This window comes from Streptomyces sp. NPDC051907 (assembly GCF_040681075.1).
GTDB lineage: Bacteria > Actinomycetota > Actinomycetes > Streptomycetales > Streptomycetaceae > Streptomyces.
The window spans coordinates 41,736-56,229 of sequence record NZ_JBFAYB010000012.1 but is presented as its reverse complement, the minus strand read 5'-3'; the positions used below and the strand labels follow the sequence as shown (position 1 = coordinate 56,229).

At 72.5% G+C, this 14,494-nt stretch carries 14 protein-coding genes; 1 reads left to right on the top strand and 13 read right to left on the bottom strand.

Annotated features, from left to right (window positions below; translation table 11 throughout):
• Positions 1 to 48: 48 nt before the first annotated feature.
• From AB0M39_RS10380 to AB0M39_RS10345, 8 genes are all read right to left on the bottom strand, one after another.
• Complete coding sequence (locus AB0M39_RS10380; protein WP_365362308.1) at positions 49 to 363, bottom strand: pore-forming ESAT-6 family protein; 315 nt, start codon at positions 361 to 363, stop codon at positions 49 to 51.
• Positions 364 to 411: 48 nt separating this feature from the next.
• Positions 412 to 744 carry a hypothetical protein gene (locus AB0M39_RS10375; RefSeq protein WP_365362306.1) on the bottom strand — a complete coding sequence of 111 codons (333 nt, stop codon included), beginning with the start codon at positions 742 to 744 and terminating at the stop codon, positions 412 to 414.
• 194 nt (positions 745 to 938) lie between these two features.
• Positions 939 to 2,357, bottom strand: coding sequence for a DUF6177 family protein (locus tag AB0M39_RS10370; protein WP_365362304.1), 1,419 nt, complete (start codon positions 2,355 to 2,357; stop codon positions 939 to 941).
• Positions 2,358 to 2,426: 69 nt separating this feature from the next.
• A complete protein-coding gene (eccCa, locus tag AB0M39_RS10365; RefSeq protein WP_365362302.1) occupies positions 2,427 to 6,401 on the bottom strand; it encodes a type VII secretion protein EccCa in 3,975 nt (1,324 codons plus the stop codon).
• Between the two features lie 37 nt (positions 6,402 to 6,438).
• A complete protein-coding gene (locus AB0M39_RS10360; RefSeq protein WP_365362300.1) occupies positions 6,439 to 7,683 on the bottom strand; it encodes a MinD/ParA family protein in 1,245 nt (414 codons plus the stop codon).
• A 52-nt stretch (positions 7,684 to 7,735) separates the two neighbouring features.
• Positions 7,736 to 9,091, bottom strand: coding sequence for a type VII secretion integral membrane protein EccD (gene eccD / locus AB0M39_RS10355; protein ID WP_365362298.1), 1,356 nt, complete (start codon positions 9,089 to 9,091; stop codon positions 7,736 to 7,738).
• A gap of 178 nt (positions 9,092 to 9,269) precedes the next feature.
• A complete protein-coding gene (locus AB0M39_RS10350; RefSeq protein ID WP_365362296.1) occupies positions 9,270 to 9,539 on the bottom strand; it encodes a hypothetical protein in 270 nt (89 codons plus the stop codon).
• Between the two features lie 266 nt (positions 9,540 to 9,805).
• Entirely contained in the window at positions 9,806 to 10,579 is a 774-nt protein-coding gene (locus tag AB0M39_RS10345) for an A24 family peptidase (RefSeq protein ID WP_365362294.1), read from the bottom strand.
• A 38-nt stretch (positions 10,580 to 10,617) separates the two neighbouring features.
• On the opposite strand from AB0M39_RS10345, the gene AB0M39_RS10340 reads away from it, so the two are divergent.
• Positions 10,618 to 10,977 (top strand): DUF192 domain-containing protein, encoded by a 360-nt coding sequence (locus tag AB0M39_RS10340; RefSeq protein WP_365362292.1) that lies wholly within the window; start codon positions 10,618 to 10,620, stop codon positions 10,975 to 10,977.
• Between the two features lie 110 nt (positions 10,978 to 11,087).
• Here the strand turns inward: AB0M39_RS10340 and AB0M39_RS10335 are convergent, their stop codons facing one another.
• From AB0M39_RS10335 to AB0M39_RS10315, 5 genes are all read right to left on the bottom strand, one after another.
• Complete coding sequence (locus AB0M39_RS10335) at positions 11,088 to 11,237, bottom strand: hypothetical protein (RefSeq protein ID WP_365362290.1); 150 nt, start codon at positions 11,235 to 11,237, stop codon at positions 11,088 to 11,090.
• A 27-nt stretch (positions 11,238 to 11,264) separates the two neighbouring features.
• The gene (locus AB0M39_RS10330; RefSeq protein WP_365362288.1) at positions 11,265 to 11,738 is read right to left on the bottom strand and encodes a hypothetical protein; all 474 of its coding nucleotides are present in this window, start codon (positions 11,736 to 11,738) and stop codon (positions 11,265 to 11,267) included.
• Between the two features lie 4 nt (positions 11,739 to 11,742).
• Positions 11,743 to 13,104 carry a hypothetical protein gene (locus AB0M39_RS10325; RefSeq protein WP_365362286.1) on the bottom strand — a complete coding sequence of 454 codons (1,362 nt, stop codon included), beginning with the start codon at positions 13,102 to 13,104 and terminating at the stop codon, positions 11,743 to 11,745.
• 147 nt (positions 13,105 to 13,251) lie between these two features.
• Positions 13,252 to 13,884, bottom strand: a complete 633-nt coding sequence (locus AB0M39_RS10320; protein ID WP_365362284.1) for an OmpA family protein — start codon at positions 13,882 to 13,884, stop codon at positions 13,252 to 13,254.
• The gene (locus AB0M39_RS10315; protein WP_365362282.1) at positions 13,884 to 14,462 is read right to left on the bottom strand and encodes a hypothetical protein; all 579 of its coding nucleotides are present in this window, start codon (positions 14,460 to 14,462) and stop codon (positions 13,884 to 13,886) included. Before AB0M39_RS10315 ends, AB0M39_RS10320 begins: the two co-directional genes overlap by 1 nt.
• Positions 14,463 to 14,494: the final 32 nt, after the last annotated feature.

The window sequence follows — 14,494 nt, the reverse complement described above, 5'->3', positions numbered from 1 at the left end:
ACCTGGTACGTCCCGGAGAACCTCTCTCCGGGACGTGTACGACACAGGTCAGCCGATGTTGTCGACCGCGGTCTTTGCCCGCGCGAGCGTCTGCTGCGCCGTCGCGTCGTTCTTCTCCAGCGTCGTCTTCAACAGCTGGATGATGTTCCGGACCTCCTGCGACGTGCTGTACCAGCGCAGTTCCTTGCCGTGGTAGTCGTCGGCCACGCCGTCGGCCGCGAAGTCCTTCATCGCGTTCTTCACCTGGGTGTCACGCGCGCTGATCACCTGCTCCAGACGCCCGATCAGCGCCTGGATACTGCCCTGCACCTCCGTCGACGCACCCGTGTCGTACGAAAGACGATCACTGCTCGCAGCAGCCATTCCCCATCACTCCCCGTTGGATCCGAGCACTTCCCACTCGCAAGCCGGTCAGCGGCCGGAGAAGCGCGCCGCGTCGAAGTTCGCCGCCGCCATCTGCGTCTTCGCGTTCTCGTCCTGCTCCTGGTCACCCGAGCCGAACGCCGCGTCCATCCCGGCCTGGCCGCCGAGAATCGCCGACAGCGACGCGTTCAAGTCCGCCGTGATCTCGTCCGCGCGTGACTTGAATAGGTCGAACGCGACCTTGCCCGCTCCGTTGAACTTTCCCTCCAGCGGCTGCGCCGCCTGCACGAGCTGCCGGATCAGCAGACCGAGATCCGTACTCGACCCCAGTGACTGCGACTGCAGAGTCGACAGAACCTGCGCCCCCATGTCGAACTTCATCAGACTCCCCCCGCGGACTGGATGCCGTCCGTATGACCTGACATCCCTATCAACTCCGGCGTCACAAGTGCAATCAGTAATCGCACCTCTATGACCACCTCACGACAATCTCACATCACGAGTGGTCAACAACACGCATACCAAGCCAACTTGACGCATCGCTCGCCCGTCGGCGGCACCACGTCGCAGACGCTCTACTCGCCCTTCAGATGCCGCACCAGACGCTCGAAGTCCTGCCAGCCGGACAGGTCCGAGGGGTCGCCCGGCAGCGGGTAGTACAGCGCGGGACGGGACTTCGGCCCGAGCTGGACCGGCGGCTGGGAGAGCGGCGTGCGCCGGGCGCGGTCGCCGGGGATCTGGCGGACCTCCTCCGCGCCGAGCGCGAAGGCGAACGGGACGCCGGGACCCTCGAAGCAAGGCGGCACGGCCAACTCACGCCGTGCTTTGCGCACTTGTACGAGCAGCGACTGAAGGCTGTGGCGGGTGGCGAGCACCTCCGCGACCCGAGGCACTGCGTCCGTCGGCGGCTCCTCGTCGGCGCCATAGCCGAACGCCAGCGTGACCTCCTCCTCCACGCCCGCCTTCGTACGGCTGACGCGGACCGTCGCCAGGCCGGGCCTGTCCGGGCTGCCGACCACGACGACCAACGTCGGCTCGGGAGCCCTCGCGTAGGCGAGGTCGGTCAGCTGGCGCCGCGACCAGGGGAGGTTGGCGGGCTCCGCGGTGCCCCACCCGGCCGGGGGCTCGCCGGTCAGCTCGCGCCACACCGACTCCAGCGCGCCGCCGAGCACCAGGCGGTCGTCGGCGGGGTGGATCGAGCGGAACGTGAGCGCCAGCTGGCGCTCGCCGGTGTCGGCGACCTCCTGGTAGGAGGCGGCCACCGGCGTGCGCGGGTCGTCGGGGGTCGCGTCGGCCGCCTCGACCGTCGCGAACATGCCATGCTGCCAGCGCAGTACGGCGCCGGTCAGGCCGTCGTAGTAGCCCTCCCGTTCGTCCTGGACGACCCAGCGCGACGGCCAGCCGCTCAGGCTGTCGCGTACGGCCGGCGAGAGCGTCGTGCCCGCCGGACTGACGATCTGGAGTCCCAACTCGGCCTCGGCTGCGGCCCGGAACGCGTCGGCCAGCCAGGCCGTCATGGCGACCACCGGGCGGTCCTGGATGACGACGGCGACTTTGTCGGTCAGCACGTCGACGGCCGGCTGTGCGGCGGCGGGCGCCGGCACGACGCTGACGCCCTCGCTCTCGACCACGGCCAGGGAGAGCGCGGCCTCGCGCGGCCAGGCGGAGCCGCCGCGCAGGGACGTCAGGCGGGCCGCGAAGGCGCCCGCGATCCGCTCGGCCTCCTCGACGCCGGTGGTGGCGCGGGCCTCCGTCCACCAGTACGGGACCTCGGGCGCGGCAGCCCCGAGCAGCCGCTCGGCCTCGCCGGCGACCTGTACGAGCAGCGGCGCCTCGACCGAGACGAGGGGGCGTCCCTCCGTGTCGCAGAGCTGCACGACGGCGCCGTCGCCCTCCGTCCCCACCAGCTTGTCGGGGCCTCCCGAGAGCAGGCCCGCGAGCACCGCCAACGGGTCGGGCATGTGCTGGGTGAGGGCGATGACGTCCTTGGTCATTTGGCTCGTCCGGTCCTTCGTCGGTCGTCGTTCGTGGCATGGATCCGCACGCGTCGGGTCCCGCGTACGTCACTCGGGGGTGTACACCGTCTGGATCAGGCGGTTCGACTGGCCGCGGCGGATGAGCACGCCGCGGCCCGCGGGCTGCTGGGAGGCGTACACGCCGGGGAACAGCTGGCCCTCGCTGCGGTCACCCGTCATGAGGACCGCCGAGGCTCCCGACTCCCGCAGGCCCTGCACCAGCGGCTCGTACATGCCGCGCGACGCGCCCGCGACGCGGCGCGACAGCACGAAGTGGAGGCCGATGTCGACCGCGGAGGGGATGTACGGCAGGAACGGGGCGAGCGGCGACTGGCCCGCGGTGGTCAGCACGTCGTAGTCGTCGACGAGGACCACGATCCGCGGACCGCTGCCCCAGCTGCCGGGCTCCAGGTCCTCGATGCGCGTGCTGTCGTCGGGGAGCCGCTTCTCCAGCTCGGCGGCGATGCCGGCCGCGAGGCCCGCGCACATCTTGGCGTTGTAGGCGTAGCCCCCGTTGAACTCCTCGGGGATCGCGCCGCGCAGACCGCGTCGCGGGTCCATGATCGCGAAGACCAGCTCGTCCTCGCTGTAGCGCTCGATGAGACCCCCGGCGACGGTCTTCAGAAGGCTCGTCTTGCCGCACTCGCTGTCGCCCATGACCAGCAGATGCTGGTCGTACCGGAACAGGTCGAGCAGGACGGGCGCGAGCGCCGTCTGGTCCAGGCCGATCGGCACCTGCTGGGGCTCGGCGACCGGTCCCGGCAGGAGGTGCGGCTCCAGGATGTGCGGCAGCACCCTGACCGGCTTGGCGACTTCGCCGCTCCAGGTGGCACGGATCGTGCGGGCCGTGCGCTCCAGGTTCGCGCCCATGTCCGAGGCGTCGGCGAGCCCGTCCGTACGGGGCAGGGCGACCTGGGCGAAGAGCTTGCCGTCGGTGAGGACACGGCCGGGCTCGTCGGGCGAGAGGGTCTCGGCGAGCTTGCGGTCGACGCTGGACTCGCCGGGGTCGTTCAGGCGCAGCTCGACGCGCGTGCCGAAGTTCGACTGGGCGGCGATACGGACGTCGTTCCAGCGGAGCATGGCCGCGACGACGTGGACGCCGTAGCCGCCGCCGCGCTTGAGGACGTCGACGACGGCGTCGTCGAGCTCGTCGAAGTCGTCGCGCAGCGCGCCGAAGCCGTCGACGACGAGCACGATCTCGGCAGAGGCGAGCTGGGGCAGCCGGCCCGCCGCGTGCAGGGTGCGCAGCTGCTCGACGGAGTCGATGCCGTGCTCGCGGAAGACCTCTTCCCGCATCGCGAGCATGTTCCGCACCTCTTCGACGGTGCGCGCCGCCCGCTCCCGGTCGGCGCGGCCGGCGATGCCGCCGACGTGCGGCAGGCCGGACAGTGCCTGGAGGCCGCCTCCGACCAGGTCGAGGCCGTAGACGCCGACTTCCTGGGGGGTGTGGGTCAGGGCCAGCGAGAGGACGAGGGTACGCAGGAACGTCGTCTTGCCGGACTGCGGGCCGCCGATGACCGCGGCGTGGCCGCCGGCCACCGTGAGGTCCAGGTACCACTGGCCCTGCCACTGCTTGGTGGGGTCGTCGAGCAGTCCGACCGGCGCCTGGAGCGGGCCCCTGCGCTGGGCGAGCTGCATGCCGCGCGGGCCGATGTCCAGCGGTCCGGCGACCGCGTCGAGCGCGATCGTGTCGGGCAGCGGCGGCAGCCAGATGCGGCGCACGGGTCCGGCGGCTCTCGCCAACTGCTCGACCATGACGCCCATCTCGGTCGGCCCGGTCTCGCGACGTCGCAGGCTCTGCTCCTGCGGGCCCGCGCTGTCGGGCTTGCTCAGCGTGTTGAAGGCCTCGTACTCCAGGGCGAGGGGCCCGGTCTCCCCCTCGTCCGCGCGCTGTACGGGACCGCGGTAGGCGCCCGAGACATAGCTCGCCTTGAAGCGCGCGTAGTGGCTGGTGTCGACCTTGAGGTAGCCGAAGCCGGGCAGCGGCGGCAGATGGAAGGCGTCCGCGGTGTCCAGGACCGTACGGGACTCGTCGGCGGAGAAGGTGCGCAGGCCGAGCCGGTACGAGAGATAGGTCTCCAGGCCCTTGAGTCTGCCGCCTTCGATGCGCTGGCTGGACAGCAGCAGGTGCACGCCGATGGAGCGGCCGATCCGGCCGATGGACAGGAACAGGTCGATGAAGTCGGGCTTGGCGGTCAGGAGTTCGCCGAACTCGTCGATGACGACGAACAGGTGCGGCAGCGGCTCCAGGTCGGGCCGCTTGGCGGCGCGCAGCGCGGCGTAGTCGCCGATGTCGGCAATGTTGCCCGCGTCCTTGAGGACCTGCTGACGGCGCTTGACCTCGCCGGCGAGGGAGGCGTGGACGCGTTCGACGAGACCCGCCTGGTTCTCCAGGTTGGTGATGACGCCGGCGACGTGCGGCAGGTCGGCGAACGGCGCGAAGGTCGCGCCGCCCTTGTAGTCGACGAGGACGAGAGCGAAGTCCTCCGGCGGGTGCGTGGCCACCAGGGAGAGGACCAGGGTGCGCAGCAGCTCGGACTTTCCGGAGCCCGTGGCGCCGACGCACAGTCCGTGCGGCCCCATGCCGAGCTCGGAGGACTCCTTCAGGTCCAGGAGCACGGGCTCGTGGGAGTCGCTGATGCCGATCGGCACACGGAGGAAGGCGCGTTCGCCGCGGGGCGCCCACAAGCGCTCGAGATCCAGCCGCGCCACGTCGTCGATGCCGAGCAGGTCGGCGAAGTCGACCGGCCCGGACAAGGGGGCGTCGACGAGCGACTCGGCGGACAGGCGCAGCGGCGCCAGCATCCTGGCAAGGCCCTCGGCGAACGGGATGCCGACTTCGTCCACGGCGCCGTGGGCGCTGACCGGCTCCTGGGCGCGCAGATCCTCGATGATCACCTGGTCGCCGTCGACGGCGATCCGGACGCCGACGTGTCCCGGCTCCTGGATCCGCTGCTCGAGCAGGTGCAGGACGGTGACGCCCATCTCGCGCAGGCCGACAGCGTCGTCGGGGCGCGGCAGGTCGACGGCGTCCTCGCCGTGTCCGTCGGCGACGACGAGCAGCCGGGACGTCATGGACAGGGCGTCCTTGCCGGCCAGGCCCCGGCGCACCTCGGCCGCGTAGGAGGCGCGGCGGCGCAGCTCGTGGCCGATCAGCCGGGCGAGCTGGGGCGTGGAGGGGGCGATACGGCGGGCGGCCACGGGGCCGTCGAACTGCTCGGTGTCGAGCAGGTGCGGCATCCACTTGGCCCACTCCCAGTCGGCGAGCCGGTCGCCGGGCACGGCGAGCGCGATGGCCACGTCGTCGGGGGCGTGCAGGGCGGCTGCCTGCACGAGCAGGGCGCGCGCGACGCGCAGGCAGTCCTCGCGGGGGCCGACCACGCTGATGTCGCCGACGCGGTCGAGCGGGACGGTGAGCGGGAGTTCGGTGCCGGTGCGGAAGCGGGCCGTCAGCGCCGACGCCTCGTTGAGCATGAAGCGGTCGGGCGGGGTGAGGGCCGACGAGCCCTGCTGGGCGATCTTCAGGTCGCGTACGGGCATCTCGCCGGCGCCGACGCGCACCCGCAGGAAGTCGCCGTCGACGCGGCGGCGCTCCCACAGCCGGGCCGGGTCGCGGACTATGTCGTACAGGGCCTGCGGCGGCGGGTTGAGGACGTCGGCTCGCTCGCGCCGCTCGCGCTCCTCGGCGGAGAACTCCTCGCGCAGGTCCTCCAGATAGGCCAGATACGCCTCGCGCTGGGTGCGGCGGGTGCGCTGGGCCTTGCCGCGCTGGGTGAAGACCAGTGCGGCGGAGCCGATGACGGTGACGACGAGGATGAGCGCACCGAGCGCGGCGAACTGGCTGTTGCGTACGACCGTCATCATCACGACGGACGACATGACGCCGGCGACGGGCAGCAGCGACATCGCGATGTTGCCCGCCTTCCCCTCGGGGAGGTTGGGCGGCGCCTCGATGGTGCGCGCCTCGGAGGCCGCCGGGGGCCGGGTGGTCCTGGCCGGGCGGTGGATCAGTCGGGTGCTCATCGGCGTCCGTCGTTCGCGATCGGGCTCGGCATCGGCATCAGTGGCGCTTCTGGGAGAGCTGGAAGACGTCCGCGGCGAGGCGGGTGGCGGCCTGTCTGGTCGAGTGGGCGAGCAGCTCGGTGCGGATGGCGCCGCCGGCCGCCAAGTGCCGGTCGTACGGGAGGGTCTGGACGCTCGCCCCGGTGGACATGAGCTTCCGGGCGGCCTCGTCGATGTCGAGGCGCGCGTGGGGCGCCAGCTCGGTCAGCACGACGACCGTGCCGCTGATCAGGTGCGGAGGAAGTCCCTGCATCCACTGGAGCACCGCGTACGTGCTGGCGACGCCTTCCAGCGTGGCGGGGGCGGTGAGGACACGGGCCTGGGCGGCGGAGAGCGCGACGCGGGCGACCTCGGCGGGCAGCGTCTCGCAGTCGACGACCGTCACGCCGAAGTAGCGGCGCAGCGCGACCATGACCCGCTGGTACGCCCTGGCGTCGAGCATCGCACCGATCTGGCCCTGGCTGCCGGGCAGCAGCCAGGCGTTGTCGGGGAGTTGGACGAGGTAGCCGGTGACGTCGAGCAGCGACATCTGCGGCTCGACGATGCCCGCGACGTCGCCCGTGGTCCAGCGCAGCGTCTCGGCGCCGAGCCGCAGCGGCAGCGAGCCGAGCGCCGGGTCGGCCTCGACGAGGAGGACGGGGTCCTGCCGGTAGTGGGCGTACGCCGTTCCGAGCAGCGCGGCGACGGTCGACTTCCCGGCGCCGCCCCGGATGGAGGTGACGGCGATCTGCCGTCCGGTCGTCACGGGCTGCTGAAGCACCTCGGCGGTGCGGGTGGCCTCGGCGACCTCGCGTGCGGCGGACGACGAAACGATTCGGCGCACGGTGCGCACGGCGCGTGAGGCCAAGGGCTCGCCATGGCGCGGTGTGCGGCCCGCCGCGGCCAGGGCCGCGTCGACGACGGGCCGGGAGTCGGGGGCGCGGCCGGCGCCGTTCGAGGTGTGCCCGGTGGCCGCGGCAGGGCCTTGCTGCGCGTGGCCCTGCCGGCCGGCCCCCTGCGCGAAGCCGCCCTGGTGGACGCCCTGGACACCCCGGACTCCCTGGTGGGGCGCAGCGTGGCCGTGGGCGACGGCCGGTGTCTGGACGGTCTGCGCTTGGAGACCCTGGCCTGCGGCGGGGGCGTCCGCCGCCTGTCCGCCGGGGGGCTGCGCACTCTGCTGCTGCGCGCCCTGCGGGGCTCCCTGCTGCGCGCCCGCTCTCAGGTCGCGCAGCACATCGCCCTGCCAGTTGTCTCCGTTCGGCATGTCTGCCCTTCTCCTCCACCGCGCTGCCCGCCCAGAGCGTCCGCGCGTTGACTCAGAACTTGTCAAGCAGCTGTCCGTACACGCCGAACACGCCGATGGCCAGCGGGAACAGCGCCACCACGCCCATGGACTCGACCAGATCTGCCGTGCGCCGCAGCCTGACCTGCACATGCTCGGGCGGCTGCACCGCCAGGACGAGCAGCGGGAGCACCGCGGCCGCGCACAGCACGGCGAGCGGCCCGACCCCTTCGCTGTGCTGCATCCACAGCATCACCAGGCGTACGACGAGGGCCGCCGCCGCCACGAAGAGCGCCGCGACTTCCGCGATCAGTGGGAAGGCCCGAGCCCTGGACAGGAGGACGACGGCGACGAGCGACGCCAGCGTCACGGTCCACACGGTCGGCTTCTCGGCCAGGGTGAGCAGCCAGCCGGCGGCGGCCGCCGAGAGCCCGGTCGCCATGGTCGCGAGGGCGAGGCCGCGGTGCGTGGCCGCGAGCGCGTTGACCACCTGGTGGCGGCTGACGGAGTCGCCGCCCGAGCGGCGGTCGTCGAGCGCGGTGAGCCCGGAGGCCATCAGGGCGAGTCGCGGCAGCAGGCCGAGCAGCACCACGGAGAAGACGGCCATGACGGCTCCGAGCCGGGCCAGATCACCCTGGACTGCGGCGACGGCCTCCCACACCACGACGATGGCGGCAGTGGCCAGAGCGCCGACGAGTCCGCCGCGGCCGAGCGGCGAGAAATAGCCGAGCAGCCCCAGCGTCAGGACCAGCGCGCCCGCGACGGCGGCGAGGCGCCCGGTCCCCGACCAGTCGTACGCGTCGGCGGCGGTCCACGCGGTGAGGACGCCGAGCCCGCCGGAGGCGACCAGCAGCGCGGTCGCCAGACCCCGGTTGCCCTGTCCGAGCCTGGCGACGAGGGCGCCGGCCGCGGAGAGGGCGAGCGTGACGACCATGAGCGGTCCGGCCAGGGCGTCGAGCGCGAACTCCTGGCGGGCCAGCACCCCGGCGAGCACCGCGAAGAAGACGGTCGCCACACCCGCACCGGCTCGGCGCGCGGCAGGTCGCCAGCGCCACGCCTGAAGGTCGAGATCGTCCGCCACCTGGTCGGTGACGTCGTGCACCACCGGGGCGGGCGGCGCGGAGTGGGTCCTGACGAGCCGGAGCACGGCGCCGTCGGCGATCTCGGCCGACGCCAGTGTGCTGTCGTGCGGCAGCGCGGAGCCGTCGGACGTCATCAACTGCCGTGTCAGCGGCCGCGAAGCGACCCGGTCTTCGAGCAACTGCAAGATGTCCGGAAGCAGCTGGCCGATCGGAGTGTCGGAGGGCAGGACGATGTCGGCCCGGCGTCGCTCGCCGACCAGGGTCACCCGGCTCAGTTGCGCCTGGGGAGTCGTTGCTGTGCTCACCACTTACGGAAACCTATCATCGCAATGTTGAGGACATTCGGACCAATTGGCCTGTTCACGACCGGGCTTGCCTATTGCCTTTCCGAAGCCCCCTCCCTCTGTCCGGGAGGTCGTCGCGCATTCTCCCGGGGCGCACTGCGAACTCCCCCGGACCTGCCCACTCTTGCATTCGGCTGGACTTCTACGGCTCTGTCGTCTTCGCCGGCTGCTCATACCGCTGTTGCTGTCTCTGCTGCTCGGACTTCTGCTTCGACAGCGTGTGCTGCAGGAAGGACCAGCCGATGCATCCCGCGCACAGCACAGCAGCAATGGCAATGCCCGCGAATACCTTCCCGAGCCGCTCGTCCGCCGTGCGCCGCGCCCTCTGCGTGCCGAACAGCAACGCGTCCCTCATTCTGCGTCGGCGTACCGCCACCGACTCCAGCAGCTGGCTGTCGTAATCCCGTGCCATTCGTCGTCCGTCGCCTCAGTCGTGGTCGTTGCACCGCCGGCCGTCGGCGGTCACGCGCCGGCGGTCAGCCCGGACGTGCTCCCGCGGGGCGGATCGCCTCCGCGTCGGCCGCCGCGCAGTCGGCTCGTCGAGCGCCGACCGCGGGTCCGGGCCACATTCTCTGCGAGATCTGCCGCTGTGACGAGCCGCGGTGCGGGCGATCCGTCGGTCTAGGCGCCCATCCGGCCACGGCGCGCGAGCCGAGCAGGCGCCGCTCCTCCTACGGCTCAGAGTCGGGCGAGTCCGCCAAGCAGCAGGCCCACCAGCGCCCCCAGGATCATGAACGGCCCGAAGGGGATCGCGGACTTGCGGCCGGCTCGGCGTAGGGCGATGAGGGCGACGCCGTACAGCGAGCCCAGCAGGAAGCCGGCGAACGCCCCGACCAACAGCACCGCCCAGCCGTGCCAGCCGAGGGCGATGCCGAGGGAGAGGGCGAGTTTGACGTCGCCGAAGCCCATGCCCGCGGGGTGGATCAGGAAGAGGAGCAAGTAGCCCGCGCCGAGGGCGAGTCCGCCGAGCAGGGCCGTCGTCCAGGAGCCGGCGTGGGCCGGGAGCAGGGCCGCGAGTCCGAGCAGGGCGGCGGACGCGGCGGCCAGGGGGAGCGTCAGATGGTCGGGGAGCCGGTGGACGTTGAGGTCGACGACCGCGAGCAGGACCGCGAAGGGCGCGAGCAGCAGCCATACCGCGAGCTCGGGCCGCGCCCCGGTCGCGGCGGCCAGGGCGGCGCAGGCGAGGGAGGTGGCCAGGGGCACGGCGAGGGACGGCCGGTAGGGGACGGTCGCCGTGGTGACCGGGTGCGCCGTACCGGGCACGACCGCGCATTCCGTGCACCGCGCACCGCCGATCCAGCCGCGCGCGCGCCCGGTGAACGGGTGCCCCGCCGGGCAGGCGTCTCGCCAGGTCTCCTCCGGCTCGACGGAGAGGCGGTAGGCGGCGCGCGGCACGAGCATTCCGGCGGCGGCACCCCACAGGGCGGCGACGGCGATCAGCGTGACGTACACGGCAGCGAGCGTACGCGGGGGCGCTACGGTCTACGACCATGAGGCGAGGGCGTCGATGGCGCGACGGCACAGGGACGTTGAGGGTGGGGGACGTGTCCCTGCCGGTGGAGATCGCGGCGTCCTACGGGCCTCGGCGGCGCGGGCTGCTGGGGCGGAACGGCATCGAGGGCGCGCTGCTGCTCACGCCGTGCAACAGCGTGCACACCTTCAGGATGCGGTTCACGATCGATGTGGCCTACCTGGACCGCGAGTTGACGGTGCTCGACGTGCACACCCTGAAGCCTGGACGGCTCAGCGCGCCGCGCCTGCGCGCACGCCATGTGCTGGAGGCGGAGGCGGGCTCGATGACGGGCTGGGGCCTGCGGCCCGGCGTACGGCTGGCGATCGAGACGGGGTGAGCGGGCGGCGGCTCGTACGGCTGACACGGAGTCCCGGCCGGCGCGGGGTCCCGGCCTGCGCACGAGTGCGTACGGATCCGACAGCGCGCCATCGGCCAGCAGCTGATGTGTCAGGGGATCAGCGGGTTGCCCGCCAACTCCCTTATGGAAGAGGAGTGCTTCACCGCGCTCGTCGCGCGCCGGCCCAGACTCTTTGCCTTGTCGGGCCGGCCGGGGCAGGCGGCGGCGAACCGGCGGGGCGCCGCCCGCCATCCGCGCATCCACCCATTGTTCCCTCACCAAGGCGGCTACGGGAGGTCGTCTCTCACCACCGCCGCCGGCAGGTCCGCCACCGGTGCGCCGACCGCGTCGACGGTGAACGGGCCGCACTCGTCGTCCGGGGCCACCAGCAGGGCGCGCGTCACCAGGCCGTCCGCGGTGACCGCCCAGTAGGCGCTCGGCGGGAACCACTCGGCCGGGTAGAACACCGTCGTCCCGCTGGCGGCCGCGAGCCGGCGTGCCAGCTCGGCCTCGGTGAGCGCCGCGCCGGACGGGTCCTCGTCCGCGACGACGTACACATCCAGCACGAGGCCCAGCCCGCCACTCGGCAGCAGGGTGTACGAGCACAGGACGGGCGCGTCCCACGTGCGCGACTCCTGGTCCCCGTCCGCGTCGGCCACGTCGACGTCCGCGGGGCTCACGCCCGCGGCCGCGGCGAGAGCGGCGGCGAGCGCCGCGGGCTCGACCGCGGCCACCGTGAAGAGATCGGCCGTCACCGCCATGCCGTCACAGCTCCCAATGCACGGGCGGGGCGGTGTTCGCGCCCCGGCCCCGACGGCTGAGGACGGCCCACACGGCGAGCGCGAGCACCAGCGCCGTGCCCACGCTGATCCCGGCGATCCCGATGGTCCGCAGCGGCAGGCCGCTGCGCCGGCCGGTCCCGTCGCCGACGCCGAAGCCGGCCGCCGACGCGTCGCCGTTGTACGCGGGTCCCTGCTGCGGCTCGCCCTGGAGGCCCACCCGCAGGGTCATGGGGAGGGGGCTGTCGACCTGGCGGTCGAGGGAGACCCGGACGTAGTACCAGCCGGAGAAGCGCATCGCGCCCGTGTCGTCCTGCGCGGAGGTGCGGTTGGCGAAGGACGCGGGCGCCGGCGCGAAGCCCACGGAGGCGGGCTTGCCGACGTAGTCGGCGTCCACGCTGCGCACGAACCCGCGGGCCGTGTTGAACAGCGACAGCCGCAGCCCGCCGACCACGAAGGGCGGCTGGCGGGCGGTCGAGTTCGCGAACTCCGCGTTCAGGAGCAGCTGTTGGCCCCACTGGACCGGCACCTTGTAGAACCTGCTCTCGCCCGGGTTCAGCTCGTCCTTCCAGGCGCCCGGCGTCACAGTCGGGGCGTCGTTGAATCCGGTCCCGCCGCTCACCGGCGCCCCGGCGCCCTGCCCCGGCTCCGGCGCGGGGGCCTTGGAGCTCCAGCCCGACGGCGCCGACGGCGTGGCGGCCCCGGCCACCAGCCCGGGCTCCGTCATGTACTTCAGCTCCACCGGCCACCCGGTCGTACCCGGCCCGGCGCCCGTGCCGATCCACTGGATGCTGAAGAGATAGTCCCCCGCGCTCTGGCACTGCCGGTCCGGGCCGATGCGCCGGGTGGCGTAGTCGGCGATGGGCCGCGCGGTGGTGCTGCCGAAGGTGACCTCGTTGGCGACGCTGCACTTCGCGCCGTCCGTGGACTCCAGGGAGATCCGCAGCCCGTCCCCGGGGCTCACCTCGACGCCGGGCGGGGGCGCGAGGACGGCGGAGACGTACGCGTTGGAGGTGTCGTCCAGCGCCACTCGGTAGTACTTCTTCGCGCCCGTGGCGATGGTGTCGGTGTACGTCCCCGTCCGCAGCCGCGGCCCCTCCGTGCTGACGGATGCGCCGCGTACGGCACGCGCGTCGCGCGCCGTCTCGTACGCCGCGCCCCCGTCGGCCGGCCCGTCCGCGCCGGCGACCCCGGCCGAGGCGGTCACCAGCGCGAGGGCGGCCGCGAGAGCGCTGAGCGTTCCACGGGGTCTGCGGGTTGCGCGGGTCCCGCCGGTTGCGCCGGTTGCGCGGGTTCTGCCGGTTCTGCGGGTCGGCACGCCGACCTCTCCGGCTCTGCCCCTTGTCATTGCTCCGCTCCTCAGCAGCACCACATCAGTCTGCCCGTAGGTCCGGCCGCGCATCTGGCGGCATTCCGGCCGCACTTGGCGGCACTTCAGGCCGCACAGAGGAGAGCCGGCCCGCAGCGCGCTGCCGGGGCCGGCTCTGCCGTCGCCTCAGCTCCTGGGGAAGGAGACCTCGACTCGGCGGTTCTTCTTACGGCCTTCCTCGGTCGCGTTGTTCGCGATCGGGTAGTCCTCGCCGTATCCGCGGATCTCGTACGAGACGCCCTGCTCGCTCAACTGCTGCGACAGCACGCTGTGCACGGCGTCGGCGCGCTTCTTGGACAGGACGTCGCCGTGCTCGGAGGTGCCGAGGTCGTCCGTGAAGCCGAAGACGCGGACCTTCCGGGCGTCCTGGGCCTTGATCTCCGCGGCGATGGCGGCGATGCGGGCGTTCGCGTCCTCGGAGAGCTTGGCGCTGTCCTTGCCGAACAGCACCTCGGCCTGGAGCGCCATCGTGATGTCGGTGTTCGTCTCCTCGCGCCGCTCCTCGCCGCTGAGGTCCTCTACGACGGACTTGATGTCGAGCACCTTGGGCGCCGCGAGGGTCGCGCCCTCGGGGAGCTTGAGGTCGGAGTCGCGGGCGTCGAGCTTAACGGGCGCGGCGGCGTTCGGGGTGGGGTACGGATCGTCGTCGGCGTGGGCGTCGGCGCCGCCGACGAGCCCGAGGGAGACGACCCCGACGAGCACGGTCACGGCCGCCCGGGCGCGGACGCGGGGGGTGGGGGAGGCGGTGGGGGTCCTCATCAGGAGAGCTCAATCGAGGTGCTGGGGAACCCGGGGAACTGGAGGGCGACGGTGGTGGTCGTCTGCGGGGGCGCGGGGAACTGGGCGAAGAAGGTCAGCGTCTGCCCCGGCTTGATGTAGCTGTTGTACGCGTACGTGGTGAGCGGACGGTTGTCGGTGTCCCGCAGCACGTAGTAGCGCTTCTTGCCCTTGGAGTCCACGAGGGTCATGCCGGCGAAGGACCGGCCCGTGGCCGCAACCGCCTGCTCCAGGCCGTTCCACTGGACGGGAACGGTGAAGCCTTGCGAGCCGGTGTTGTTGATCTGCCCGTCTATGGTGAGGAATCCGCCCTCGTCGCGCCTGGCGGAGAACACCGAGAGCTCCAGCCCGCCGTCGCCCTTGACCCTCGCGATGGGCTCGCTGGGCTTCTGCTCGGGCGCGGCGGAGCCCTTGTCGTCGCCGCCGCTCTGGCTGGGGGCCGACGTGCCCTGTTCCTTGGACTTCGGGTCGCCGTCGCCGTCGCCGCCGCATGCCGTCAGGGAGAAGGTCAAGGCGGCCGAGAGCAAGGCTGCCGCCCCCGCCCGGCGCATGGTCCTCATGTGCCGCATACTCATCAATCCTGTTCCTTTGC

Coding starts and splice junctions, on each gene's coding strand:
- AB0M39_RS10315 (WP_365362282.1), bottom strand. CDS start 14,462: ATGAGGACCATGCGCCGGGCGGGGGCGGCAGCCTTGCTCTCGGCCGCC.
- AB0M39_RS10330 (WP_365362288.1), bottom strand. CDS start 11,738: ATGGCGGTGACGGCCGATCTCTTCACGGTGGCCGCGGTCGAGCCCGCG.
- AB0M39_RS10370 (WP_365362304.1), bottom strand. CDS start 2,357: ATGACCAAGGACGTCATCGCCCTCACCCAGCACATGCCCGACCCGTTG.
- eccCa (WP_365362302.1), bottom strand. CDS start 6,401: ATGAGCACCCGACTGATCCACCGCCCGGCCAGGACCACCCGGCCCCCG.
- AB0M39_RS10325 (WP_365362286.1), bottom strand. CDS start 13,104: ATGACAAGGGGCAGAGCCGGAGAGGTCGGCGTGCCGACCCGCAGAACC.
- AB0M39_RS10375 (WP_365362306.1), bottom strand. CDS start 744: ATGAAGTTCGACATGGGGGCGCAGGTTCTGTCGACTCTGCAGTCGCAG.
- AB0M39_RS10380 (WP_365362308.1), bottom strand. CDS start 363: ATGGCTGCTGCGAGCAGTGATCGTCTTTCGTACGACACGGGTGCGTCG.
- AB0M39_RS10350 (WP_365362296.1), bottom strand. CDS start 9,539: ATGGCACGGGATTACGACAGCCAGCTGCTGGAGTCGGTGGCGGTACGC.
- AB0M39_RS10320 (WP_365362284.1), bottom strand. CDS start 13,884: ATGAGGACCCCCACCGCCTCCCCCACCCCCCGCGTCCGCGCCCGGGCG.
- AB0M39_RS10360 (WP_365362300.1), bottom strand. CDS start 7,683: ATGCCGAACGGAGACAACTGGCAGGGCGATGTGCTGCGCGACCTGAGA.
- AB0M39_RS10335 (WP_365362290.1), bottom strand. CDS start 11,237: ATGCGCGGATGGCGGGCGGCGCCCCGCCGGTTCGCCGCCGCCTGCCCC.
- AB0M39_RS10340 (WP_365362292.1), top strand. CDS start 10,618: ATGAGGCGAGGGCGTCGATGGCGCGACGGCACAGGGACGTTGAGGGTG.